The organism is Halomonas sp. DP4Y7-1 (assembly GCF_019800705.1).
Classification (GTDB): domain Bacteria; phylum Pseudomonadota; class Gammaproteobacteria; order Pseudomonadales; family Halomonadaceae; genus Halomonas; species Halomonas litopenaei_A.
This window is the reverse complement of sequence record NZ_JAHVKS010000001.1, coordinates 463,877-487,638: the sequence shown is the minus strand read 5'-3', so window position 1 is coordinate 487,638 and position 23,762 is coordinate 463,877. Positions and strand designations below refer to the sequence as shown.

Sequence of the window (23,762 nt, the reverse complement as noted above, 5' to 3'; positions counted from 1 at the left end):
TGTAGTCGCCGTTGGTCTTTCGACCTCAAGCCTCCGGCCTGCAGGACGCCCCATGACATCAGCGCTTTCCCGTCTGTATTGCGGTCCCCTGGAACACCTCACGGTGCCTACTGTGGCAGCGACCTTGCCCGACGACGCCATGCCAGCAGAGACACTGCTCGAGCCTGGCGTGCTGGACGAGCTGATCGAGCGCTACACCACGCAGTTCAAGGGAGAGGATCTCAAGGCCGTTGCCTCACTGTGGTCGAAATGGCACTTCAGCCAGCTTGCCGCCCACACACTGGCGTCCAACCTGCTGCTGGAGCGGGACCTGCCGGTGGCACTGGACGAAATGGGGATCTATCTCAACGAATCAGGCTGCACCCACGGCATTGCCTTACGCCATGAGGGCACCCCGCTGCCATCACTGGATGCTTTCGAGCGCTTCGAGCGCTTGCTGCAAGGCCATATTGCTCCTTTGATCGACATGCTGGGTTGCGTTTCCGGCGCCTCGCCCAAGGTATTCTGGAGCAACTTCGGCGGCTACTTCGACTACTTTGCCCGTGGGGCTCACACACACCCCATGGGCTCACCCGACGCCGCCGAGCAAGCGCTGCGGCTGCTCGATCACCGGGTGTATCCCGATGGCCGGCGCAACCCTCTGTTCATGCCGGTTCGCTACCTCCAGGACGATCAAGGCGAGACCCAGCGCATTCGCCGCGTATGCTGCCTACGCTACCGCCTGGATGACCTGGCCTACTGCGGCACCTGCCCGCTGGATGACAATGCCCTGGCAGCCCGCGCCGCGGCTAAGCGCCAGAACCAGCGCCAGAACCAGAACCAGCGCCAGTCTGGCGACACCACCAGCGTGGTGCAGTCCTTCCCTGCGGCCAAGGACGATGGTGAGCGCCAAGCGCGTCGGCCCTCCTTGCGCAACGCCACGTCTCGCGTTGCCGCCGGCTGACCATGCCCCCAGCCCGATCCCGCCCTCTCGTCGGCGCGCCTGCCGAAGGCATCCAGCCACGCCTCATTCGCGCCGGTGACTTTCTTGGCTTTGCCCAACGCCACGGCATCGACTATCGCTTCGCCGGCATGCGCTCGCCCCAGGTGGCCCGCGACCTGGCCGTGCTCAGGGGGCGTGTGATCGAGGAGCAGGTACGCCCTGGCTGGCATCTGACGTTTTCCGACGTCGAGGTGCTGACGCCGTATGACTCCTGCTCCACCATGGCCTCCCCCCTGTTCGTCTGCGTCGTCCTGGAGGGCGCCATTCAGGTAGATCAGGGCGGGCGTCGCCAGCGCCTCTCCGCCGGCAGCGCGCTCAGCGCCAGGCTCGCCGACCAGGTGGCCCTGCGTGTGCACCAGGACGCCGGCCAGCGCCTGCGCACGCTGAACCTGTCCCTCGACGAAGCGGCCATCCACGCGCTTAGCCAACGTCCTGAGATCACCGAACTACTCGACTCGCCGCGCCCTCACCTGCATGTCTGGCCCCTGCCCGGCTATCTGGCACCGATGCTTGAGCAGGCGGTCACGCCGCAACCCTCGGCAGGACAGCGCCAGCTGCTGCTGGAGGCGATCGGACTGCAGCTGTTGGCCCATGGCCTGCGTCATCCCGGAGCGCATCAAAGCGGTCTGCAGCTGGCAGAACGCCAGCGCCTGGAGCGGGTACGTCAAACCCTGCACGATGCCCCTGCTCACCCTTACAGCCTCGAGCAACTCGCCGAGCTCGCCTCCATGAGCCAATCCGGTCTACGCGCAAAGTTCCAGCGCCTGTTCGGTGTCTCGGTCTTCGACTACCTGCGCGAACGCCGCCTGATGCTGGCCTATGAGCTGCTGTCTCGTGGCGCCAGCGTACAGCAGGCCGCCTTCGACAGCGGCTACGGCCATGCTTCCAATTTTTCCACCGCCTTCCGCCGTCGCTTCGGGGTATCCCCCAGGGATATCGGCTAGGCGGTGGCTCACGCATAGCCGCAGCACTCCCACCAGCTTGGCACGGCAATCGTTCAACAGCCTGTCACCGCGCATAAGGATCTTGGCGATACGCATAGGAAGATAGCGCCATTAAAATGGAATAATTCGCATTACCGAAAAGCACGCTTCCAACGCCATCTCCTGGCTCGACTCATACGGTAAGCCCTTCCATGAACACAATGACCTCCCCCGGCCTGCGCCGCCAATGGGCGTCGACGCCACTCGCGACCGCCATCTCTCGTGCATCGCTGGCGATGCTTGGCCTGTCGTCGCTGATGCTCTCTGCTAACGCCCTGGCACAAGCCGCCGACAACAGCGCGGCCGACAGCGCAGAACTCAGCACCATGACGGTCACCGGTGAAGCCGCCACCAAGACCGACACGCCGTTTCTGGAGACCCCGCAGGCCACCTCCAGCGTCAGCGCCGAGGACATCGAGCGACGCGGTGCCCAGTCCGTGCAGCGGGCTCTGGATTACACCCCAGGGGTCTATACCAATCAGATCGGTGCATCCAACCGCTACGACTACATCGTTCTGCGCGGCTTCTCTGACGGCAGCGTGAGCAATACCTTCCTCGACGGCCTGAAACTGATGGGCGACAGCAACAGCTACAGCTCACTGAAGATTGACCCGTGGATGCTGGAAAGTGTCGAGGTGGTCAAGGGCCCGGCCTCGGTGCTCTACGGTCGAGCCTCCCCCGGTGGCCTGGTGGCCTTGACCAGCAAGCGGCCGACCTTCACCGATACCCCCACCGGAGAGGTCCAGGTCGGCTTTGGCAACAACGACCAGCGCCGTGCGGCCTTCGATATCACCGGTAGCGTCGACGAAGGACAGCGCGCCGCCTTCCGCCTGACCGGCGTCGCCCGCGCCGCCGATACCCAGTTCGACCCGGTGGAGGAAGAAAGCTATGCCATCGCACCGTCACTGACCTGGGACATCACCGACGCGACCACCCTGAACCTCAACGCCTACCTGTCTCGTGAACCCGAAGGCGGCTATCACGCGGGCTTGCCCTACGAGGGCACCGTGACCAGCCACGCCGGCCAGCACATCGACAACACCTTCTTCGAAGGCGAAGACGACTACGACAACTTCGAGCGTGACCAGAACCTCTTCGGCTATGAGCTGGAGCATCGCTTCGGCAACGGGCTTATCGCTCGCCAGAAGCTCAGGTACCTGGAGTCGGATGTCACCATGGACCAGGTCTATGCCTATGGCTGGGCCAACGACACTGAGCTCTATCGCTACTATTCAGGCGCCGATGAGGACCTGGAAGCCTGGACGGTAGACAACCAGCTCGAGGCCAGCTTCACCACCGGCGGGCTCAACCACCGCGTGCTGACGGGGGTCGACTATCAGACACGGGAAAACGAGGTGACCTGGTCCAGTGGCGCCTTCCCGCAGATCAATGCCTTCAACCCCAGCTACGGTGCAGGCCCCGTCGGCGACATCGCGGTGACCACCCGCGAGACCCACGAGCTCGAGCAGACCGGCGTCTACCTGCAGGACCAGATCAGCTGGGACCGCTGGCATCTGACCCTTGGTGGCCGTTACGACTGGGTCGACATCGAGAATACCAATCGCGATAGCGGTGACAGCTCCGAACTGGATGAAACTCAGTTCAGTGGACGGGCCGGCCTTCTCTACGCCTTCGATAACGGCGTCTCGCCCTACGTCAGCTACTCCACGGTGTTCACTCCGACCAGCTTCGTCGATGCATCAGGAGATCTGCTTGAGCCCATGGAAGGCGAGCAGGTGGAAACCGGCCTGAAATATCAGCCGCTGGGCACCCAGGACCAATACTCCATCGCCCTGTTCCACATCACTCAAGACAACGTGGCGACCAAGGAGCAGCCCACGGATCCTTACCGCGCCATTGGTGAGATCGAGTCCCAAGGCATTGAGCTTGAAGCCCGCACCCAATTCACCGACGAGTTGAGCATGCAGGCGAGCTACGCCTACACCGACATTACCTACGAGGAGAGCGATGTCCCCGGTGAAGAGGGCAACGACGCCATCTACTCACCCAAGCATATCGCTTCGGTGTGGGGCTACTACGATGTCGCCCGCGGACCTTTGGCCGGCCTGAACACCGGCCTGGGGGTGCGTTACCACGCCGATATCCAGGCAGATCGCGCCAACACCAAGTCGGTTCCGGACTACACCCTGGTCGATGCCACCCTTGGCTACGACTTCAGCCGCGTCGGACTTGAGGGCGTGAGCGCTCGACTCAACGTCAACAACCTGCTGGACGAAGACTACGTCGCCTCCTGCAACTCCCTCGAGTTCTGCTACTTCGGCGCCGAGCGCAGCGTCAGTGCTACCGTGAGCTATCAGTTCTGAGTCTGACGGCGATCACTCAGTACGCCATGCATGCAGGCACTGCAGATGGTCCCGCCGTGCCTGTTCGGGAGACACCGCCTTGAAGCGGACCCGTGTCCCGGGCAGGCACTGGGCCAGGCGTGCACAGGCAAGCGGCGTCAGCGCACCCAGACGCGGGTAGCCGCCGATGGTCTGACGATCGTTCATCAGGATGATCGGCTGGCCGTCGGGGGGCACCTGCACCGCACCCAGCGGAATACCCTCCGACACCATGCCCTTCATGCGGCCTTCAAGGCGCGCCCCGGTCAGGCGAATGCCCATGCGGTCGGCACGCTGATCGATGGTCCAGTCCTCGTTGAAGGCACGGTAAAGGCTGTGTCCGTCGAAGCTTGCGAGCTGAGCGCCCGTTACCAGCGCCAGCTCGAGCGGCTCCGACGAGGCAGCCAGCGTTGCCGCGCTTGGGGCCAGCTCTCGTGCGTTCACACGCTGGTGTGGCGCCTTTGCCTCCACGCGGTCACCCGTCACCAGGGGACGTCCCAGGCCATCCAGACCGCCCAGGCCTTCCCGCACGGTACTCGAAAGACTCCCCATCACCGCTTCTCCGGCCACGCCCCCAGGGAGCGCCAGATAGGCGCGTAGGCCCTTGCTGGGACGCTCGAAGACCAGTCGCTGTCCTTGCTTCAACGTCAGTGCCTGACCGGGAGCAATGGCCTCGCCGTCACGTCGCGCAGCGAGATCCGCCCCCGCCAGCGCCACGCAGATATCGGCCTCGGCGACCAGCTCAAGCCCCCCCACCATGACTTCGAGACCAGCGGCGTCCGGAGCATTGGCGAGCAGCCAGTTGGCCCACCCAAGCGCCACCCAGTCCATGGCGCCGCCCTGGGTCACGCCAAGATGACGCACCCCACCACGTCCACCATCGACCACCAGTGCCATGGGTCCCGCACGTTCCACCTTGAGGCTCATGCGCCGCTCTCCTCGGCCGGGGGTTGGGGGGTGGTGTCGCCGCCCTGCGCCTCGAAGGTAGCGCGGTCGATGGCCACAAAGCGCACGCGATCACCGGGCTTGAACAGGGTGTAGCCCTCGCGCTCGCGATCAAACAGCTTCACCGCGGTTCGCCCGATCAGGTTCCAGCCACCGGGAGAAGGAGCCGGGTAAACCGCCGTCTGGCGATCCGCGATACCGACACTGCCAGCGGCCACTTTTTGCCGAGGGGTCTCCAGACGTGGCGTCGCCAGGGCCTCCTCCACCAGCCCCATGAAGCCGTAGCCAGGCGCAAAGCCCAACGCGAAGACGCTGTAGTCACGCGCACAGTGACGGCGGACGACCTCCTCGACCGTCATCCCGGAGCGGCGCGCCATCAGCGTTAGCTCAGGACCGACGGAGGGGTCGTACCAGACAGGAATCTCATGCAGGGTGCCTTGTTCCGCCGCCTGGGGTGACAGTCCATCAAGTGCCGCCATGAGGCGTGTCCGGGCCTCCGCCAACGACAGTCGCTGGATATCGATCTGGACCAGTACCGTGGTGTAGGACGGCACCACCTCCAGGGCAGCGTCGCCAAGGCGCTGGCGAATCGCGTTGGTGGCCGCCAGCACCCAGGGCATATGCGCTTCGTCGATGGCATCAAACAGCCTGACGATCAGGCTATCGAAGGCGACTGTCTCCAGTCGTGGGCGTGGCGTCATGCCTCCTCCAGTCGGTCGAAGGCCTCACGAATGGCCCGGACGGCGGCCACGGAGCTTTCGTTGTCACCGTGCACGCACAGCGTATCCGCAGGCAGTTGCAGCGAGGTCCCGTCTCGGGCCGCCAGAGGCTCCCCCTTGGCCAGCGTGACCGCCTGGGCGACGATGGTCGACTCATCGTGATGCACCGCTCCCGGTTCGCGCCGAGACACCAGCCGCCCCTGCTGGTCGTAGGCTCGATCGGCGAACACTTCGAACCACAGGGAAACGCCCTCCTCCGCCGCCAACGCCCGGACGTCATCGGTAACGGCGGTGGACATCACCAGCAGCGGCAGGCTGGCATCGTAGGCACGCACGGCGCGCATGGTCGCGCGCAGCAGGTCCTGGCCCGCCGGGCTGTTCACCGCCATATCGTTGTACAGGGCACCATGGGGCTTGATATAGCGGACTCGAGAGCCTTCCGCTCGACACACACCATCCAGCGCGCCGATCTGATACAGCAACAGGTTCTCCGCTTCGGACGGCGATACCGCCAGGCTGCGCCGTCCAAACCCGACCAGGTCCGGGTAGCCGGGGTGCGCACCGATGGCCACGTTGTTGGCCACCGCCAGGCCGACGGTGCGACGCATCACGTCGGGATCGCCCGCATGGAAGCCGCAGGCAATATTGGCGCAGTCGATATACGCCATCACGTCGGCATCGCGGCCTATCTTCCAGGCGCCGAAACTCTCGCCGACATCGCAGTTGAGGAGGGGGATCGGCATAGGGCCACCTTATTGTTGTCGATGAAGTGTCATTGAATGATGTCGCTGTCTGAATTCTCGATCAAGCCGCCGGGCAGCGTACCGGCATCGCCCCGAGACTCGCGTCATCGCTGCGCAGCAACAAATTCAGCGTCAAGATTGACGACAGCAGCTCACCCGGCCAAGAATCACTGACACTACCCTGTCAATAACGCCCTATCCAACCGGAGACTCCCCATGGCTGTCAGCGATCCTTTCCATCTGGCCATCCAGGTCCGCGATATCGACGAAGCCCGCGAATTCTATGGCAACTTTCTCGGCTGCCCCGAAGGCCGCAGCTCCGAGTCCTGGGTCGACTTCGACCTCTACGGCCATCAGTTCGTCTGCCATCTGAATCCTGCGCTCAAGGATGCCGCCAGCGCTGCCCACAAGAATCCGGTCGACGGTCACGGAGTGCCGGTACCGCACTTCGGCGTGGTCCTCGAGATGCCAGCCTGGGAAGCCCTGGCCGACAAGCTCAAGTCCCACGGCGTGGAGTTCGAGATCGAACCCTATATTCGCTTCAAGGGCGAGCCGGGCGAGCAGGCGACCATGTTCTTCAAGGACCCTTCCGGCAACGCGCTAGAATTCAAGGCGTTCAAGGATCGCGACAGCCAGCTGTTCAAGAAGGCCTGACCACCGGGCCGGGCTGCGTCAGTGGTGTCGGTTGATCTTCAACGCCGCCTTCACTGACGCTGACGCAAGCATCGCCTCATCGGTAGGTTCGACAACAGACTCAACGACTCACTCGACGACAAACTCAACAACACACTCAACAACAACAAGGTTCGCCATCATGCCCTGTCTCCGCTCTCTTCGTCTGGCGGTTGCCGTTGCCTCACTGACGGGCCTGGCATCCGCCGCCCAGGCCGCCGATTGGAACCTGGCCACGCCCTATGGCGACGCCAGCTTTCACACCGTCAACACCAAACAGTTCGCTGACGATGTCCGCGAGGCCACCGATGGTGAGCTGGATATCACCGTGCACTCGGGTGGCTCGCTGATCAGCCATGGCGAGATCAAGCCATCGGTCAGGCGTGGCACCGTCCAGGCCGGCGAGATCTTCCTGTCGATCCTGTCCAACGAATCCCCCGTCTTTGAACTCGACACCCTGCCGGGCCTCGCCGGCAGCTACGACGAGGCTTGGGCGCTGTGGCAGGCAAGCAAGCCCGTCATTGAAGAATTGTTCGCTGAACAGGGCATGAAACCGCTGTACGCGGTGCCCTGGCCCTCCCAAGGCATCTACACCGACATCGCGCTCGACGATCCAGCCCAGTTTGAAGGGCTCAGGGTGCGTGCTCCCAACATCAATACCCAGCGCCTGACCGAGAATCTCGGCGGCCTACCCACCGAAACCGAGGAGTCGGATATTCCGACGGCCTTCTCCACGGGACGCGTCGACGCCATGATCACCTCAGTGTCGACCGGTGAGTCCATGGCCGCGTGGGACTACGTGTCCCACTTCACCGATGCCAACCTGTGGATCCCGAAGAACATCATCTTCGTCAATCAGAAGGCCTTCGACCGTCTCGACCAGGCCTCTCAGGACGCACTGCTGGAGGCCGCCGCCCAGGCCGAACAGCGTGGCTGGGAAGCCAGCAAGGCCGACATGGAAGGCAGCGCCCAGGCCCTTGAGGAGAATGGCATCACGATTTCCGAGCCCAATGAGGCGATCGCTGCCGCGCTCGCCGAGGCCGGTGACGCCCTCTTTAAGGACTGGGAGAGCCGCGCGGATGATCGCGCCAAGGCGCTGATCGAGGAATACCGCAGCAACATCGAGTGAGCCAAGGCAGCGCGGATTGCCGATCGCTGGAGGCCATCCGCGCTGATTGATCCTGTCCGCCCTCCGGTGGGAGCATACTCATGACATTTCGCCTGATGCCCATCTACCGCCTGGGCGGATGGGGAGCGGCCGCCTCGATGGTCGCCATCTGCACGCTGATCACCCTGCAGGTACTGTTTCGTCTATTGGACGCCGTACTGGTCATGGCCGGCAGCTCGCGCCTGGGCCTCGAAATCACCGGGGTATCGGAGCTGGCCTCCTTCCTGCTGGTGGGCGCGACCTTCCTCGGCATGGCCTACACCTTCACCCATCATGCCCATATCCGCATGTCGCTGGTGATTCAGCGTCTTCCTGCGGCGGTGCGGGCCTTTACCGAACTTGCCTGTCTGCTGATCGCCTCGGCGCTCAATGCGCTGTTGTGCGTGTCGCTGTGGCAGCTGATGCAGGAGAGCCTGGAATACGACGACGTCTCGTCGGGGCTGCTGGCCATCCCCCTGTGGATTCCGCAGCTGGTGCTATTGATCGGCATGGTCATGATGAGCCTCGCTCTGGCCGAGGCCTTGATCGATACCGCACGCCAGGCGCTGCAGGCACCACAACGCTTCCAGGCCCCGGATGATGAGGCTGGCCATGACTGACATCCCCTGCCCTGTCGCACGGCCCCCTTGCTACCCCTGCGTGGAGAGCCCGTCGCTATGCTGATCATCAGTCTGGTTACCCTGCTGGCCCTGGCACTGCTGCTGGGCAGCGGCGTATGGATCGCCTACGCCCTGCTTGGCACCGGTTTTATCGTGCTGACGCTGTTCTTTCCCCTGGCGCCCGGACCTATCCTGGCGTCCGACTTCTGGGGCGCGAGCTACGGTTGGGACCTGACCGCCCTGCCGATGTTCGTGTGGATGGGCGAAATCCTGTTCCGTTCGGGGCTTGCCAATAACATGTTCCAGGCGCTGTCGCCCTGGCTCGGCCGACTTCCTGGACGCCTGCTGCACTCCAACATCATCGGCAGTGGGCTATTCGCGGCAGTGTGCGGTTCTTCTGCGGCGACCTGCGCCACCGTCGGCAAGATGACCCTGCCTGAGCTCAAGAGCCGAGGATATGACGACGATCTGGCCATCGGCACACTGGCCAGCGCCTCGACCCTGGGCCTGTTGATTCCGCCATCGATCATGATGATCGTCTATGGCGTCGTCACCGAGCAGTCGATCTCGCGACTGTTCATCGCAGGCGTCGGACCCGGTCTGCTGTTGCTGGGGCTGTTCATGGCCTATGTCATCGGCTGGTCACTGCTGGTAGGCAATCGGCGGGGCGCGGTGGGCAAGCGCGACAGCGCCATGCCGCTGCGCCAGAAGCTTACCGGCAGCCTGCAGCTGCTGCCGTTGCTGGCACTGATCGGCGGTATTCTTGGCAGCATCTACGGCGGGCTCGCCTCGCCCACCGAGGCCGCTGCGTCCGGCGTCGTACTGTCCATGCTGATCGCCAGGGCCAACGGCCACTTCAACGCCGCCATCTTCAAGGAGGCGCTGTTTGCCGCGGTGCGGACCTCCTGCATGATCGCCTTCATCATTGCCGGGGCCTCCTTCCTGGCATCCGCCATGAGCTTTACCCAGCTGCCGATGGACCTGGCCGAGAAGATCGGCGCCATGGGCCTGTCACCGGCCTGGTTACTGGTGGTCCTGACCCTGTTCCTGCTGGTGCTGGGTTGCTTCCTCGACGGTATCTCGCTGATCCTGCTGGTGACCTCGATCATCATGCCGGTGATCGAGGTGGCCGGCTTCGACTTGATCTGGTTCGGCATCTACCTGGTCATCGTCGTCGAGATGTCACAGATCACCCCGCCGGTAGGGTTCAACCTGTTTGTGATCCAGGGACTCACCGGCCGCGACATCATGTCGATCACCCGTGCCACGGTGCCCTTCTTCCTGCTGATGATCGTGGCCATCGTGATCATGAGCCTGTTCCCCGGCATCGCTACCTACCTGCCCCAGGCGATGAGCGGATAGCCGCCGTTTTCAGACTCGCTGGCGCTGTCTCAGCGTCTCGATGATGCCTTCAAGCCGGCGCCGGGTCTCGGCGTCGGTCTGCTGGCTCATCAACTCGTCCAGGGTTTCCACCACATCGGCGTCACGCCTTGCCCGTGCCGCACGATTGGCACTGTCGGTGCTGCCATCGGACAGCAAGGCGCGAATCATTCGGTCCAGCGTGCCGAACAGAAAGTCGATACTGTAGCCGGCGAGAAATCCGAGGGCGGCGCCGCTGAGCGCGACCTCTGCGCCCTTGTCGCTGGGAATCTGAGAAACGAACAGCACGATCGCCCCTCCCGACAGGGTGCCGAGCACGATGCGATTGACGTGCTCGCCAATACGCGCCGGGTCGAAGGTACGACTGTAGAGTCGGCTGGCGGTGACCCGCAGCACAAAGGCAAAGGCCCCGAGCGCTCCATACAGAAACGCCTCGGTGTGACGCAGACCTTCGTAGAGAAATCCGAGGATAGTGGCCTGCGCACCAGCGCCAACCGTCATGCCTGCCTCCGCGCCGATCGCTGACATCATTACATTGGAGATGATGGCCAGCATCACCACCGCCGCGGTGCACTGCCACAGCCGCATCAGGTAGCGCCCGGTACGGCTATCGCGAAGTCTGCCGCTTTCCCGGCTGGGACGTGTCGCCGCCAAGGTGCGTGGGGAGATGCCCGGGTAGCGGCGCGACAGCTCCCGGTAACAGGCGACCAGACCGTCGATGTCGGCGCCACTTAACGGCACGTTCTGCCTCTGCTGCTGGCGCGCCCGATAATACGCGGAAAGATCCACATCCAGCGGCACGCCTTCCGCTTCCAGCGCAAAGTCCAGCAAGGCCGCCATGTCATCCAGCAACTGATCCACCCGGTCACCGCAAGGATCGCCGCCGCGACTGTCGTCGGACCTCGGCGGCTCTCGGCTTGGCTGAGTAGGCCCTTGCTCACCCGCCAAGGCCGATGCACTCGAGCGTTCTCGCGCCACACCCCCTGACACCCAGTGTTCCGATACGTCGAGACTGTCAGTATTGAGGCGATTCGCATCGCAGCGCTTGCTGTCGTGGCGACCCGTATCGAGCGCGCCCGTGTCATGGCTGGCCGTATCCTGACTGCCTGTCTCTGGGCATTCCGTCTCAGGGCATTGTGTCTCGAGCGGCTCTGATTGAGCGGCCTTGGGACGCTGCTTGGCCGATATGCCCATGGCAGTTCCTCCCGCGAGCGCGATGTGCTCGCTGTTGTACCGGGAGCTGGCCTGGTCATCAGGCTCCGTCACTACCCCCTGCCGTCCCGGCGCAGCAAAGTGTGTAGTGACTTACTCACCCTAGACGCCCCGGGCCCGCTTGGCGACTTTTGCCGCCAAGCGCGATGGGCCTTTTCTCTGCCGCAGGCACGACTTCTGCTACAGGCACGGCTACTGCCGCTTACTCTGAGGCTGGCGCTGGCGCGGAGCTGATGGCGCCAGCGGACAGCCTAGATGACCTGAGCCGACTGGGCGGCCTCACCGGTCTGTACCTGCCACTGGGCGGCGTAGCGTCCGCCGCGTTCGATCAGCTGCTGGTGGGTCCCGCGCTCGACCACTCGTCCAAGCTCCATCACTACGATGTCGTCGGCGTGAACGATGGTGGACAGACGGTGGGCGATCATGATCACGGTGCGCTCGCTGCCAATCCGCGCCAGCGAGCGCTGGATGGCGGCCTCGGTCTCGTTGTCCACCGCACTGGTGGCTTCATCCAGCACCAGCACCGGCGGGTCCTTGAGCAGCGCCCTGGCCAGGGACAGGCGCTGACGCTGGCCACCGGACAGACGTACGCCGCGTTCGCCGACTCGAGTATCGAGGCCGTCGGGCAGGCGTTCGATAAACTCCCAGGCCTCGGCAGTGCGGGCAGCACGGACGACTTCATCGAGACTTGCCTCGGGTCGTGCGTAGGCGATGTTGTCTCGCACACTGCCCTCGAACAGGTAGACGTCCTGACTGACGAGTCCGATGGCATCGCGCAGCGCATTCTGGCGAAGCTCCGTTACCGGGATGCCATCCAGGACGACCTGCCCCTGGTCTGGATCGTGAAAGCGCAGCAGCAGCTTGATCAGGGTGGACTTGCCGGAACCCGTGGGGCCAACCAGCGCCAGGGTGCGTCCGGCGGGCACCATCAGATCCACATCATCGATACCCGCGTGGCTCTCGGCGTAGTGAAAGCTTACTTTGTCGAACCGCACCTCCCCCCTGACCGGGGTCGGCAACGTGGTCTGACCGTCATCGCGCACACGAATGGGTGTAGCGATCAGATCAAGGATACGACGCGTGCTGGCCATGGCCCGCTCGAACAGGTCGATGACCTGGGCCAACCCTGTCAGCGGCCACAACAGGCGCTGGGTCAGGAACACCAATACACCGTAGGCTCCCACGTTCAGTTCGCCGGAAAGCGCCTGCATGCCGCCGACGATGAAGGTCGCCAGGAAGCCGGTCAGGATCGCCATGCGAATCACCGGAATAAAGGCCGAGCTGATGCGAATGGCACGACTGTTGGCGTCCACATAGGCTTCACTGTCGGCCTTCAGCCGCTCGGCCTCGCGGGCCTCGGCGGTAAAGCTCTTGATGGTGGCCATGCCCTGAATATTGTTCGACAGCCGACTGGAGAGCACGCTCACCTTTTCGCGCACGTCGGCATACAAGGGGCCCGCCTTGCGCTGAAACACGAAGGCCCCCCACAGGATCAATGGCACCGGGGTAAACGCCAGCAGCGCAATCAACGGGGACAGCACGAAGAACACGGCCCCCACCGCTACGACGGTCACCCCAACCTGGATCAGCGAGTTGGCTCCGCCATCCAGGAAGCGTTCGAGCTGGTTGACGTCGTCGTTCATGGTGGCCACCAGCTCGCCGGATGAACGCGATTCGAAGAAGCCCATGTCCAGACGCTGCACGTGTTCGTAGGCGTCTTGTCGCAGGTCCGCCTGCAGGCGCTGGGCGAGATTGCGCCAGAGGATCTGAAACAGATACTCGAACAGTGACTCTCCCGCCCAGATAAAGAAGGTCAGCACCCCCAGCACAATGATCTGGGACGACGCCGAGACGAAGCCCAACCGGGCGACGAAGCTCTGCTCCTGATTGACCACGACGTCGATGGCGACACCGATCAGAATCTCGGGCGCGATATCAAACAGCTTGTTGATAATCGAGCACAGGGTCGCGGCGACGATTCGCCGACGATAGCCCCGGGCATAGCGCAACAGGCGACCCAAGGCCTGCAGGCTGGAGGAAGTGGACACAGTTGGCTCCTTGCGGCTTACATCGGCGCCAGCGCTTCGCGTCCTCGGCACGGGGCGAAGACACGGGTGCTGAGAATGCGAAGCCGTTGATGACGTGCAACATGAACACGCTGGCGCAGGGCGAGACCCGGCCGCCGACACCAGCAATACGCGGCAACTACGCAGCAACTACACAGCAACTACACAGCAACTACACAGCAAAACGCCGCGGCCCTGGGGCCGCGGCGCGTGACCTGCTAGCAGGTCGGACGACGTCGTGATGACGTCATGCCGGTGTCGATCAGGCAGTGGCTGCCTGGTAACGACGCTCGACTTCGTCCCAGTCCACCACGTTGAAGAAGGCGGCGATGTAGTCAGGACGCTTGTTCTGATACTTCAGGTAGTAGGCGTGCTCCCACACGTCCAGACCCAGTACTGGGGTGTTGCCGTGCATCAGCGGGCTGTCCTGGTTGAGGGTGTTTTCCACCACCAGGGCACCGTCCGGAGTCACGGACAGCCACGCCCAACCAGAACCGAAACGGCCCAGAGCGGCCTTGGTAAAGGCATCCTTGAAGGCATCAAAGCCGCCAAGTTCCTTTTCGATGGCGTCAGCCACCTTGCCTTTCGGGTTACCACCGCCGTTCGGGGACATCACCGTCCAGAACAGGGAGTGGTTGGCATGACCACCGCCGTTGTTGATGACCGGCTGGCGCTTGTCTTCGGGCAGACGCTCAAGGTTGGCAACCAGCTCGTCCACCGGCAGGTCTTCAAGACCAGTACCTTCCAGCGCACCATTCAGGTTGGTGACGTAGGTGTTGTGGTGACGAGAATGGTGGATCTCCATGGTCTGCGCATCGATGGAGGGTTCCAGTGCGTCGTAGGCGTAGGGCAGTTCCGGCAGAGTATGTGCCATGGTGATACCTCCTTCCTTGTAAAGTTGGGCTGATTCAGGGGGATAATCCTATCCCACTCACCAGCTTGCGTCATCGTGGGCCTCATACTATAGGCAAGTCGCGACGGTCTCGCTAGCGCCTGCAGCGCTGGAAAAGTTCTCGTCCAGCGGCGTCGCTTCAGCGACCTGGGCTCACCCCGGCAAGGCCCGATGCCGTAGGCCACAGGGTGGCATCTTTTACGCCTCTTCTACAAGGGTTAGCCAACGGCGACTGCCCGATGTTCCCTGATGACACATCGGATTGACAACAGCAAACAAATTGATAACCATTCCTATCCATTAAGAGTGTATTTCCGATCGCCCGGACGACCCAGCGGAGCCCTTGTTCATGTTCGACCTTCAGTCCGCCTCTTTCACGATTCCGGGCAAGACGCTGCTGGCCCCCACCAGCCTGACCTTCGACGCGGGCCGCGTGCATGGCTTGATCGGCCACAATGGCTCGGGCAAGTCCACCCTGCTCAAGCTGATGGCGCAGCAGCAACCGGTCAGCGCAGGACGCATCCTGTTCAACGGCCAGTCCCTTGAAAGCTGGGGGCGCCGTGCCTTCGCCAGGGAGGTGGCCTACCTCCCCCAGCACCTGCCTGGGGCCGAAAACCTGACCTGCCGCGAGCTTATCGCCTTTGGCCGCTACCCCTGGAAGGGACTGCTTGGGCGTTCGCGCCGAGACGACCAGGAACACGTCAGCCGGGCCATGGCACTGACCCACACCGAGGCCTTTGCCGAGCGCCTGGTGGACACCCTGTCCGGGGGCGAGCGTACTCGCGTGTGGCTCGCCATGCTGCTGGCCCAGGGCAGCCGTCTGCTGCTGCTCGATGAGCCATTGGCAGCCCTGGATATCGCTCACCAGGTGGAGGTGATGACCCTGGTGAAGAAGCTCAGCCGTGAGCTCGACCTGGGCGTGGTCATCGTGCTTCACGACATCAATATGGCCTCACGCTTCTGTGACCGCCTGGTGGCCCTGCACAGCGGCCAGGTCATCGCCGAGGGAAGCCCGGAGACACTGATGACCGGAGACGTCCTTGAGGATATCTACGGCATCCCGATGCAGGTCATGCCCCACCCCAGTGGCGAGCACGCCGTGGCCCTGGTCCAATGATGCTCCGTCGGCTTCCACTGCCAGCCCGCCCCCTTTTTCGACGATTGCCGCGACCCTTGCGTTCATGCTGGCTGACAGCACTGGCGCTGGGCGTGTTGTCACTGTCCGCCAGTTGCCTGGCCTCACCACGCATCGCGAGCCTCGACTGGACCCTGGCAGAAACGCTGGTCGCCCTGGAGGCACCGCCCATGGCACTGGCCCAGACCGATGACTATGAAAGCTGGGTGGGGCTCGAGGCACCCGCGCAGAGTGTCGATATTGGCCTGCGCACCCAGCCCAACCTGGAATTGCTGGCCGACCTGAACCCGGACGCGATCGTCATCTCTCCCATGTTTGCGAATCTGGCACCGCGACTGTCGGCCATTGCCGAGGTGAAGCAATTCTCGATGTACAGCGGGGACGGTGACTTCTGGAACGAAGCACTGACCCTGACCCGCGAACTGGGCGAACTGGTCGGCCGCCAGGTGGAGGCGGAGCGCCTTATTGCCAGCAGCGAGGCGCATATCGCGCAGATTGCCGATCGCCTGCCCGAGGACACGCGCCCGCTGCTGCTGATCCAGTTCATGGATGAGCGTCACGTGCGCCTGTTTGGTGACCACAGCCTGTATCAGGCCGTGATCGAGCGGATGGGCCTGACCAACGCCTGGGCCGGCACCACCAATGTCTGGGGCTTCAGCTTGATCGGCATCGAACAGCTGGCCAACTACCCCCAGGCGCGGATCGTGGTGGTCGAACCTTATGTTGCGGGAGTGCGCGAGGCGCTGGCCGACAGCGGGCTATGGCGCCATCTGGGCAGCGTCAAACGAAACGACGTCGTGACCTTGCCACCGGTGTGGAGCTTTGGTGCCTTGCCTTCTGCCAACCGCTTCGCCAGCAAGCTGGGTGAGGCTCTGGGCGCAGACAATCCCGCGCTCCCCACGACAACGGCAACGACACGCTCCGCCCAGCGCGAAACGACGATGCTCCTCCCCTCCTCCCGTGATAGCGAGACCCTTCATGCAGGCCGTTGACACCCGCAGCTGGCGATCACACCGACTGAGTGCAACCGCCGCGGTGCTAGTCGTCCTTTGCCTGCTGGCGGCGTGGCAGTCCCTTGAAGGCCTGGGTGGCGCAAGCTCTGCCCTGGCCGCATTGTCCTCGCTTGACGTGACCACCCCCTCGTCACTGGTACTGCACTACAGCTGGTGGCCGCGACTGACCATTGCCTTGACCGCCGGCGCAGCCCTGGGCTTGGCTGGGGTGTTGATGCAGCAGGTGCTACGCAACCCCCTGGCAGCACCCACCACCCTGGGCGTCGCCAGCGGGGCCAACCTGGCCCTGATGATCGCCACCCTGGTCGCGCCGGGCCTGCTCGCCCTTGGACGGGAGTGGGTCGCCCTGTCCGGCGGTGCCCTGGCCATGGGCCTGGTATTTGCGCTGGGCTGGCGGCGCGGCCTGTCGCCTGGCGTGGTGGTGCTCGGTGGTCTGGTAGTGAATCTGTACTTCGGCGCCCTGGCCATCGTGCTACTGCTGTTTAACCAGGAGGCGCTCAAGGGGGTGCTGGTATGGGGTGCAGGATCATTGGCCCAGAATGGCTGGGACGGGGTGTTCTACCTGCTGCCTCGCGTGCTGGTCGCTGGCGCCCTGGCCATCTGGCTGATTCGTCCGCTGGCACTGCTCGAGCTCGATGATGCCAGCGCCAAGAGCCTCGGCGTGTCACTCAAGTGGCTGCGCTTGGGCGGCCTCGGCCTGGCGGTCTTCCTGACAGGCTGCGTGGTGGCCACTGTCGGCATCATCGGTTTTATCGGTCTGGCGGCCCCCAACATCGCACGTATGGCCGGTGCCCGACGGCTGCCGGCGCGGGTGGGTTGGTCGATGCTGTTTGGCGCGCTGCTGCTGACCATCACCGACCTGGTGCTACAAGGCGGCATCGACGCGCTGCCGACACTGCTTCCCACAGGGGCTACCACGGCGATGCTCGGTGCTCCTCTGCTGTTGTGGCTGATCCCCCGGCTCAAGCTGACGCCCCGTCGGCCACCACCGGCATCGGCTCCCCTGGTGCTGCGAACCTCGACGCCTGTCCCGCTGCTGGCAGGACTCGCAGCGGCACTGGTGATCGCCATGCTGGTCGGCATACTCGCCGGGCAAACCAGCACGGGCTGGTCACTGAGCACAGAGGTCCAGGTACTCGACTGGCGCTGGCCACGGATCATGGCGGCCGCTGGCAGCGGCGCCCTGCTGGCCATCGCCGGTACCCTGATCCAGCGCGTCACCGCCAACCCGATGGCAAGCCCCGAACTGCTGGGCATCAGTGGTGGCACCGCCATCGCGCTGATTATCACCATCTTTGTGGTGCCCGGACCCAGCCACTTGCTGCTGCTGGGAACCGGCACCCTGGGGGCGCTGGTGACGCTGGCGCTGCTGGTTGCACTCAACCGCACCAGCGGCTTCCAGCCCGAGCGCCTGCTGCTCAGCGGCGTGGCCATCACGGCGCTGTTCGACGCGGTGCGCTCCATCATCATGGTGGGAGGCGACCCCCGCGGGCAACAGGTCATGGCCTGGCTGTCTGGCTCGACCTACTACGTCGACCCGACCTCGGCGCTGGTGGTGCTGATGGCCGGTGCGGCCGTCGCCCTGGCTGCCCAGCTGCTGGCCCGCTGGCTGGATATCCTGCCGCTGGGAAGCGCCACCTCCAAGGCCCTTGGCATCCATGTGGAAAACGCTCGCCTGGGATTGTTGGCAACGGTGGCGGTGCTGACTGCCGCGGCCACGCTGATCGTCGGGCCGCTGTCCTTCGTCGGCCTGTTGGCCCCCCATATGGCGCGGCTGATGGGGTTCTCTCGCGCTCGCCTGCACCTGGCCGGTGCGGCGCTGATCGGCGCCCTGTTGATGGTGCTGGCCGACTGGGTCGGGCGACAGCTGCTGTTCCCCCAGGAGATACCTGCCGGTCTGGTCGCCTCGATTCTTGGCGGCAGCTATTTCATGTGGGGGCTGAAGAGACTGTAAGGCTCGGGCATGATGGTCGACCAAGCCGACACTTCCTCCCGGGGTGCCCGACATGCCAGACCATCCCTGCAACAGCTTGCCCCTGCTCGCGCCCAGCAAGGCACGCCTGGCGCTGGGGGGCAGCTGTTACTGGTGCCTGGAGGCGGTCTATCAGTCCCTCAAGGGCGTCGACGCCGTTCACCAGGGCTGGGTCGCCGCAGAGCCGCCTGACAGCGACTTTCATGAAGCGGTGGTGGTGGACTACGACCCCTCGCGGCTACCCATGGACGTGCTGATCGAGATTCACCTGCACACCCACCACGCCACCTCTGGCCATGCCCTGCGCCAGCGCTACCGCTCAGCGGTCTATGTCCAGAACCAGGTTCACGCCCAGCTGGCCCGCCAGGTGCTGACCCAACTACAGGATGACTTCGACGCCCCCCTGGTGACCCAGGTGCTGCCTCTGGCCGCCTTTCGCGATTCCAAGCTGGCCTATCACGACTACTTCTACAGCGATCCCTCGCGGCCCTTCTGCGAGCGCTGGATCACCCCCAAGCTGAAGCTCTTGCTGGACCGCTTCAGCGAGGTCGCAGACGGCGAGCGACTGGCCCAGGCAGGGGTCAACAAGGCGCCGATACCTTCACAGCGTTGTTCTTGAGACGCCAAGGCAGCTGAGCCATGACGTTCCCCGCAGACACACAAACGCCCGACCGGCAGAGCCTGGTCGGGCGTTCTCACTTAGACTGCTTGCCGTGGTCAGAAACGGTACTTGATGCTGCCTACCACGCTGCGCTCTTCACCGTAGTAGCACCAGTAGTCACAACCGGACACGTACTCTTCGTCGGTCAGGTTGTTGACGTTGACCTGGGCGGTCCACCGCGGAGTGATGTCATAGCTGACCTTGGCGTCCCACAAGGTGTAGGAGTCCACCTGAGTATCCGAGTAACGAGGATTGTCCTTGGTCTCGCCCACATAGCGCACGCCACCGCCCAGGTTAAGTCCATGCAGGGCTCCTGGCACTTCATAGTCCAGCCACAGCGACGCCTGATTGCGCGGAATCAGACCCGCGCGCAGATCTTGCTCTTCGCGACTCAAGTCTACCCGTACATCGGTATAGGTGTAAGCGGCGGTGACCTTGAGGTCATCGGTCACGTAGCCCACCCCCTCGATCTCGAAGCCCTGGGACTCCCGCTCTCCCCCCTGGCGATTGGCCGACTCACCGCTGGTGTAGAGGGTATCGCTTTCCTTGAGGTCGAATACTGCCGCGGTGACATAACCATCCAGCCAGTCAGGTGCATACTTCACCCCCAGCTCCCACTGTTCGCCATCGCTGGGGCGGTAGGCGCGGCCGTCCGGATCGGTGCCGATCTGCGGTGAGAAGGACTCGCTGTAGCTCAGATACGGCGAGATACCGTAGTCACCGAGGTACATGATACCGCCGGAGAAGCTCGTCTCATCCTCGGTACCACCGCCATTATCTTCACCGTTGATGCGATTGGTCACATCCACGCTGTCATGGCGCAGGCCGGCAAGAAAGATCCAGCGGTCGTCCAGACGCAGCTGGTTCTGAGCGTAGAAGCCAAGCTGCTCCTTGCCCTCATCATGGTCGCTACCTGTCCGCGATGACGGCGTGAAGTTGCCGTACTCGGGATCAAAGATATCGAAGGGCAATCCGAAGGCGAAGTCATCGTAGTTGTCGTAGTCGATATCCAGGTCTTGATAGTCGACGCCGAGCAACAGGGTGTTCTCGGTACGATCGCTGTACCAGCGGCCGATAGCACGGGTGTCTACCGTGACCGCATCGAAGTCACCATCGCGATAGGTCAGGCCACGTTGGGCATTGCGATCATCCAGCAGATAAGACACATAGACGTCGCGCTCCAGCAGGTCCAGATGGCTGTAACGGAAGTTCTGCTCGATGTCCCAGGTGTCATTCAGACGATGGGACAGCTCGTAGCCCAGCGCCCACTGCTCATGCTCCTGACGCTCGTAGCCCGGCTCCCCGAGGTTGTCTTCGGGATCGAGCCGACCGAAAGGCGTGCTGTCGACGGTGCCGTAAGGCAGCTTGAAGCCGTTGGTGGGTGTCCCGTGGTCCTTCAGGTAGCTTGCCAGGAAGGTAATGCTGGTATCGTCGGACAAATCCACCGCCAGACTCGGCGCCAGATAGACTCGCTGGTTGTCCGCGTGGTCGATCTGCGCATCGCTCTCGCGGAACAGTCCCACCATGCGATAGCGAACATCGTCGCGGCCGGCCACAGGGCCGGAGACGTCGACGCCGACCTGCTCGTGGTTATCGCTACCGTACTGCAGCTCGATAAGCCCCTGCTGGTCTTCCGTCGGGCGCTTGCTGATGGCGTTGATGACCCCACCGGGAGGCGCCTCACCGTACAGGATAGAGGCAGGCCCCTTGAGCAACTCAACGCTTTCCAGACCAAAGGTCTCGGTGCTCCACCAGAAGTAGCCACCCTCGCGGAACTGACGCAAGCCATCCTGATAGAGCGAATCTTCACCGTTGAAGCCGCGAATATAGAACCAATCTGCCTTGTTGTCCTGGCCGAACGGCTGCGATACCACGCCGCTGCGGTAGCGCAGCACTTCGTCGTACTTGTTGACCTGGCGGTTATCGAGCTCTTCTCGGGAGACCTGGGAGGTTGACCTCGGTGTCTCCAGCACCGGCGTATCGACCTTCAGGGTAGACGTCGTCACGACCATGGTGTCACTGGAGACCTCGGTGACCGCTTCCTCCTGTGCCATCGCCAGCGAGGCCATCGGAACCCACCCGACGATCAGGGGCACGGTGGCATAGTGAACCGCCCGTGCAAGCGGGTGACGGGATAGTGAGTGGTGCTGGGGGAGCATGGAGAACCTCGGAGGCAGCGTCAGAGCGAACGACCAAGCAGGAACGCCAATGGGAATCCTGCTCAAGAAAACAACAACATCTACATGCTAATTGTTTTCATTTTATCTCGCAATTTATCCTCCACGAGCAGTCAACGCTTCTCCACCAAATGCGGGTTACGGTCAACGATCGGCATATCGCTACGACCTAACCCGCCAAGATCTCCTCCTCCGAGCCGCTCTCCAAGGCACTCTCCGGGCAGCTCTCCCAGCCTCCCGTACCATCACGGTACGCGCCAGTCAGGGCGAGCTTGCTTAGTTCCTAGCTTGGTTGGGCTTGGCTTGGCTTGGCCCACTGGGCGCCTTAGCTGACCAGCCTTCACTGTCGGACCGGTGAGTACGCTAATGTTGTTCAAGGCGTCCCACGGCATCACGACTGGCGGCCTCGCGATTTTCCCCGGTGAGTTCGATCAACTGTCCGGCGCGCATTTCCAGCAGTCGATCAGCGTGCTGAAAATAGTGATCGTCATGGCTGATGGCGAACACCGTCTTGCCCATGCTCCGCAGCTTGGGTAGCAACTCTTGATAGAACACACGCCGGAACTGCGGATCCTGATCCGCCGCCCACTCGTCGAGCAACAGGATGTCGCGCTCCTCCGCCACCGCCATCAGCAGTGCAAGGCGTTTGCGCTGTCCCTGAGACAGCTCTGGATTGGTCACCCTATGCCCATCGAAGTGCAGTTTGTCCCGCATCTTGAGCACATCGAGCCAGCGTTCCACCAGTACCGGGTCAGGCGAGGCCCCGTCGGGTCCGACCAGGGTGTCAAACTGATGAAAGTCGGTATACACCGCGGAAAAGCGCTGGCGAAACCCTTCTCGATCGCTGTCATTCAACACCTTGCCATCGAGCGTCATGCTGCCCTCGTGAGGGCGATACAGTCCGGTCAACAGCTTTGCCAGCGTGGATTTGCCGCTGCCGTTGCCACCGATCAAAAACACCAGCTCACCTCGCTTAAGCGATAGATCGAGGGGGCCGACCAAGAATCCACCAGAGTCCCCTGCAGAGGTATGCGACGATGAATAGCGGAAGCTGACGCCCTCCAGCCGTAGCTCTTGCCATGCTCCGCTCACCGCCGCTCGACGGCCAAATTCCTGACGGGGCTCAGCCAGATCCAGCCCACGAATCTTATCGAAGGCAACCTGAGCGCTCAGCAGCGTGGGCAAGGCGCCCACCGCAGAGATCAGGGGAGTGCGCAGGAACAACAGGGTCAGCGAAAAGGTGGCCGCGACTTCGGTAGACGCCCAGCCCAGCCCGTTGGCCAGATAGAACACCACACCGATGGCGCCCAACATCATGATGTTGGACACATTGACAGCGCTCAGGTGATAGGTATCGGCGCGGATGATGTGGTGGCGATAGCGCCGGGCATCGCGGTCGTAGGTGTCTTCAAAGAGTGCCTGGGCTCGGTCACGATTGAGCGCCAGCTCCTTGCGACCATCAATGACCGCCTGATAATCGCGGTACAGCGCGTCCTCGGTCTCGCGCACCTGGGACAGATGGCGATACACGCGTCTGACCAACCAGGCTCCGGCTGCCATGGTCGCCCCGACCCAAAGGCTGGTCACGATCAACAGCCCTGGCGACAACCAGCCGAGATAAAGCGCTGAGCCTAGCGTCAATACAATGCCTTGAACCAGCTCGGGAAGACGCACGAAAGCGATCGTGATATTGCGCACATCGCTGGACAGGCTGGCCAACAATTCGGCACTGCCTAGACGTTCCAGGCGCTCGATATCGGTGTCCAGAATCTGCTTGACCAGACGCGAGCGAAGTCCATAGACGAAGTGATGTCCCAGCGTGGTCAGCGCCAGTTGCGAAGCCAGCGTCACGGCCAGTAGCGCCACTACAATGCCCAAGAACTGGGGCAGAATACTGCCGACGTCTCCCGACACTTCGATCAGACGGCGGTTGATGAAGGCGATCGCTCCAATCCCCAGGGCCGCGCTGACGAGGCTCAGCAGCATCACCCCGACAAAGGGCCAACGATAGTAGCGGTAGACGACACTTAATAGTTCCAATGACTCACGCCTCTCAGGGGGAATTTAGCTCGCTGAATGCTGCTCTACGCCGCAGGACTTC

At 63.2% G+C, this 23,762-nt stretch carries 19 protein-coding genes; 11 read left to right on the top strand and 8 right to left on the bottom strand.

Features of this window, described 5'->3' with window-relative positions; translation table 11 throughout:
* Nucleotides 1-52: 52 nt before the first annotated feature.
* The 3 genes from fhuF (at nucleotide 53) to KUV72_RS01935 (ending at nucleotide 4,289) form a co-directional block, all read left to right on the top strand.
* Nucleotides 53-943, top strand: coding sequence for a siderophore-iron reductase FhuF (gene fhuF, locus KUV72_RS01945; protein WP_222237244.1), 891 nt, complete (start codon nucleotides 53-55; stop codon nucleotides 941-943).
* A gap of 2 nt (nucleotides 944-945) precedes the next feature.
* Nucleotides 946-1,926, top strand: a complete 981-nt coding sequence (locus tag KUV72_RS01940; RefSeq protein WP_222161779.1) for a helix-turn-helix transcriptional regulator — start codon at nucleotides 946-948, stop codon at nucleotides 1,924-1,926.
* 200 nt (nucleotides 1,927-2,126) lie between these two features.
* Entirely contained in the window at nucleotides 2,127-4,289 is a 2,163-nt protein-coding gene (locus KUV72_RS01935) for a TonB-dependent siderophore receptor (RefSeq protein ID WP_409995878.1), read from the top strand.
* Between the two features lie 12 nt (nucleotides 4,290-4,301).
* Here KUV72_RS01935 and KUV72_RS01930 read toward each other — a convergent pair whose 3' ends face one another.
* The 3 genes from KUV72_RS01930 to KUV72_RS01920 are packed head-to-tail and all read right to left on the bottom strand — an operon-like array spanning nucleotide 4,302 to nucleotide 6,714.
* The gene (locus KUV72_RS01930; RefSeq protein ID WP_222237243.1) at nucleotides 4,302-5,234 is read right to left on the bottom strand and encodes a biotin-dependent carboxyltransferase family protein; all 933 of its coding nucleotides are present in this window, start codon (nucleotides 5,232-5,234) and stop codon (nucleotides 4,302-4,304) included.
* On the bottom strand, nucleotides 5,231-5,953 hold the full coding sequence (pxpB, locus tag KUV72_RS01925) for a 5-oxoprolinase subunit PxpB (protein ID WP_206939596.1): 723 nt from the start codon (nucleotides 5,951-5,953) through the stop codon (nucleotides 5,231-5,233). Before pxpB ends, KUV72_RS01930 begins: the two co-directional genes overlap by 4 nt.
* The gene (locus KUV72_RS01920; RefSeq protein WP_222237242.1) at nucleotides 5,950-6,714 is read right to left on the bottom strand and encodes a 5-oxoprolinase subunit PxpA; all 765 of its coding nucleotides are present in this window, start codon (nucleotides 6,712-6,714) and stop codon (nucleotides 5,950-5,952) included. Before KUV72_RS01920 ends, pxpB begins: the two co-directional genes overlap by 4 nt.
* A gap of 216 nt (nucleotides 6,715-6,930) precedes the next feature.
* Here KUV72_RS01920 and KUV72_RS01915 point away from each other — a divergent pair, with 216 nt between their 5' ends.
* From KUV72_RS01915 to KUV72_RS01900, 4 genes are all read left to right on the top strand, one after another.
* Entirely contained in the window at nucleotides 6,931-7,368 is a 438-nt protein-coding gene (locus tag KUV72_RS01915) for a VOC family protein (RefSeq protein ID WP_206939600.1), read from the top strand.
* 160 nt (nucleotides 7,369-7,528) lie between these two features.
* Nucleotides 7,529-8,515: a TRAP transporter substrate-binding protein gene (locus tag KUV72_RS01910; RefSeq protein WP_222237241.1), complete on the top strand. Its 987-nt coding sequence runs from the start codon at nucleotides 7,529-7,531 to the stop codon at nucleotides 8,513-8,515.
* 80 nt (nucleotides 8,516-8,595) lie between these two features.
* Nucleotides 8,596-9,153, top strand: coding sequence for a TRAP transporter small permease (locus KUV72_RS01905; RefSeq protein WP_206939612.1), 558 nt, complete (start codon nucleotides 8,596-8,598; stop codon nucleotides 9,151-9,153).
* A gap of 57 nt (nucleotides 9,154-9,210) precedes the next feature.
* Complete coding sequence (locus tag KUV72_RS01900) at nucleotides 9,211-10,515, top strand: TRAP transporter large permease (protein WP_222237240.1); 1,305 nt, start codon at nucleotides 9,211-9,213, stop codon at nucleotides 10,513-10,515.
* A 9-nt stretch (nucleotides 10,516-10,524) separates the two neighbouring features.
* On the opposite strand, the gene KUV72_RS01895 is transcribed toward KUV72_RS01900, so the two are convergent.
* The 3 genes from KUV72_RS01895 to KUV72_RS01885 form a co-directional block, all read right to left on the bottom strand.
* On the bottom strand, nucleotides 10,525-11,727 hold the full coding sequence (locus tag KUV72_RS01895) for a hypothetical protein (RefSeq protein WP_222237239.1): 1,203 nt from the start codon (nucleotides 11,725-11,727) through the stop codon (nucleotides 10,525-10,527).
* A 269-nt stretch (nucleotides 11,728-11,996) separates the two neighbouring features.
* Nucleotides 11,997-13,793, bottom strand: a complete 1,797-nt coding sequence (locus KUV72_RS01890; protein ID WP_222237238.1) for an ABC transporter ATP-binding protein — start codon at nucleotides 13,791-13,793, stop codon at nucleotides 11,997-11,999.
* Nucleotides 13,794-14,073: 280 nt separating this feature from the next.
* Complete coding sequence (locus tag KUV72_RS01885) at nucleotides 14,074-14,685, bottom strand: superoxide dismutase (RefSeq protein WP_206939619.1); 612 nt, start codon at nucleotides 14,683-14,685, stop codon at nucleotides 14,074-14,076.
* A 367-nt stretch (nucleotides 14,686-15,052) separates the two neighbouring features.
* On the opposite strand from KUV72_RS01885, the gene KUV72_RS01880 reads away from it, so the two are divergent.
* Genes KUV72_RS01880 through KUV72_RS01865 form a run of 4 tightly spaced genes read left to right on the top strand, consistent with a single transcriptional unit; the run spans nucleotide 15,053 to nucleotide 19,442 of the window.
* Nucleotides 15,053-15,820 (top strand): ATP-binding cassette domain-containing protein, encoded by a 768-nt coding sequence (locus KUV72_RS01880; protein ID WP_222237237.1) that lies wholly within the window; start codon nucleotides 15,053-15,055, stop codon nucleotides 15,818-15,820.
* 56 nt (nucleotides 15,821-15,876) lie between these two features.
* The gene (locus tag KUV72_RS01875) at nucleotides 15,877-16,830 is read left to right on the top strand and encodes an iron-siderophore ABC transporter substrate-binding protein (protein WP_261317287.1); all 954 of its coding nucleotides are present in this window, start codon (nucleotides 15,877-15,879) and stop codon (nucleotides 16,828-16,830) included.
* A complete protein-coding gene (fhuB, locus tag KUV72_RS01870; protein WP_222237236.1) occupies nucleotides 16,817-18,805 on the top strand; it encodes a Fe(3+)-hydroxamate ABC transporter permease FhuB in 1,989 nt (662 codons plus the stop codon). Before KUV72_RS01875 ends, fhuB begins: the two co-directional genes overlap by 14 nt.
* 52 nt (nucleotides 18,806-18,857) lie before the next feature.
* Nucleotides 18,858-19,442: a peptide-methionine (S)-S-oxide reductase gene (locus KUV72_RS01865; protein WP_222237235.1), complete on the top strand. Its 585-nt coding sequence runs from the start codon at nucleotides 18,858-18,860 to the stop codon at nucleotides 19,440-19,442.
* A gap of 98 nt (nucleotides 19,443-19,540) precedes the next feature.
* Here the strand turns inward: KUV72_RS01865 and KUV72_RS01860 are convergent, their stop codons facing one another.
* Complete coding sequence (locus KUV72_RS01860; protein WP_222237234.1) at nucleotides 19,541-21,643, bottom strand: TonB-dependent siderophore receptor; 2,103 nt, start codon at nucleotides 21,641-21,643, stop codon at nucleotides 19,541-19,543.
* A 381-nt stretch (nucleotides 21,644-22,024) separates the two neighbouring features.
* On the bottom strand, nucleotides 22,025-23,701 hold the full coding sequence (locus KUV72_RS01855) for a multidrug ABC transporter permease/ATP-binding protein (RefSeq protein WP_222237233.1): 1,677 nt from the start codon (nucleotides 23,699-23,701) through the stop codon (nucleotides 22,025-22,027).
* Between the last annotated feature and the right edge of the window lie 61 nt (nucleotides 23,702-23,762).

Coding starts and splice junctions, on each gene's coding strand:
- KUV72_RS01895 (WP_222237239.1), bottom strand. CDS start 11,727: ATGGGCATATCGGCCAAGCAGCGTCCCAAGGCCGCTCAATCAGAGCCG.
- KUV72_RS01860 (WP_222237234.1), bottom strand. CDS start 21,643: ATGCTCCCCCAGCACCACTCACTATCCCGTCACCCGCTTGCACGGGCG.
- fhuB (WP_222237236.1), top strand. CDS start 16,817: ATGCAGGCCGTTGACACCCGCAGCTGGCGATCACACCGACTGAGTGCA.
- fhuF (WP_222237244.1), top strand. CDS start 53: ATGACATCAGCGCTTTCCCGTCTGTATTGCGGTCCCCTGGAACACCTC.
- KUV72_RS01935 (WP_409995878.1), top strand. CDS start 2,127: ATGACCTCCCCCGGCCTGCGCCGCCAATGGGCGTCGACGCCACTCGCG.
- KUV72_RS01930 (WP_222237243.1), bottom strand. CDS start 5,234: ATGAGCCTCAAGGTGGAACGTGCGGGACCCATGGCACTGGTGGTCGAT.
- KUV72_RS01885 (WP_206939619.1), bottom strand. CDS start 14,685: ATGGCACATACTCTGCCGGAACTGCCCTACGCCTACGACGCACTGGAA.
- pxpB (WP_206939596.1), bottom strand. CDS start 5,953: ATGACGCCACGCCCACGACTGGAGACAGTCGCCTTCGATAGCCTGATC.
- KUV72_RS01905 (WP_206939612.1), top strand. CDS start 8,596: ATGACATTTCGCCTGATGCCCATCTACCGCCTGGGCGGATGGGGAGCG.
- KUV72_RS01865 (WP_222237235.1), top strand. CDS start 18,858: ATGCCAGACCATCCCTGCAACAGCTTGCCCCTGCTCGCGCCCAGCAAG.
- KUV72_RS01880 (WP_222237237.1), top strand. CDS start 15,053: ATGTTCGACCTTCAGTCCGCCTCTTTCACGATTCCGGGCAAGACGCTG.
- KUV72_RS01910 (WP_222237241.1), top strand. CDS start 7,529: ATGCCCTGTCTCCGCTCTCTTCGTCTGGCGGTTGCCGTTGCCTCACTG.
- KUV72_RS01915 (WP_206939600.1), top strand. CDS start 6,931: ATGGCTGTCAGCGATCCTTTCCATCTGGCCATCCAGGTCCGCGATATC.
- KUV72_RS01940 (WP_222161779.1), top strand. CDS start 946: ATGCCCCCAGCCCGATCCCGCCCTCTCGTCGGCGCGCCTGCCGAAGGC.
- KUV72_RS01900 (WP_222237240.1), top strand. CDS start 9,211: ATGCTGATCATCAGTCTGGTTACCCTGCTGGCCCTGGCACTGCTGCTG.
- KUV72_RS01920 (WP_222237242.1), bottom strand. CDS start 6,714: ATGCCGATCCCCCTCCTCAACTGCGATGTCGGCGAGAGTTTCGGCGCC.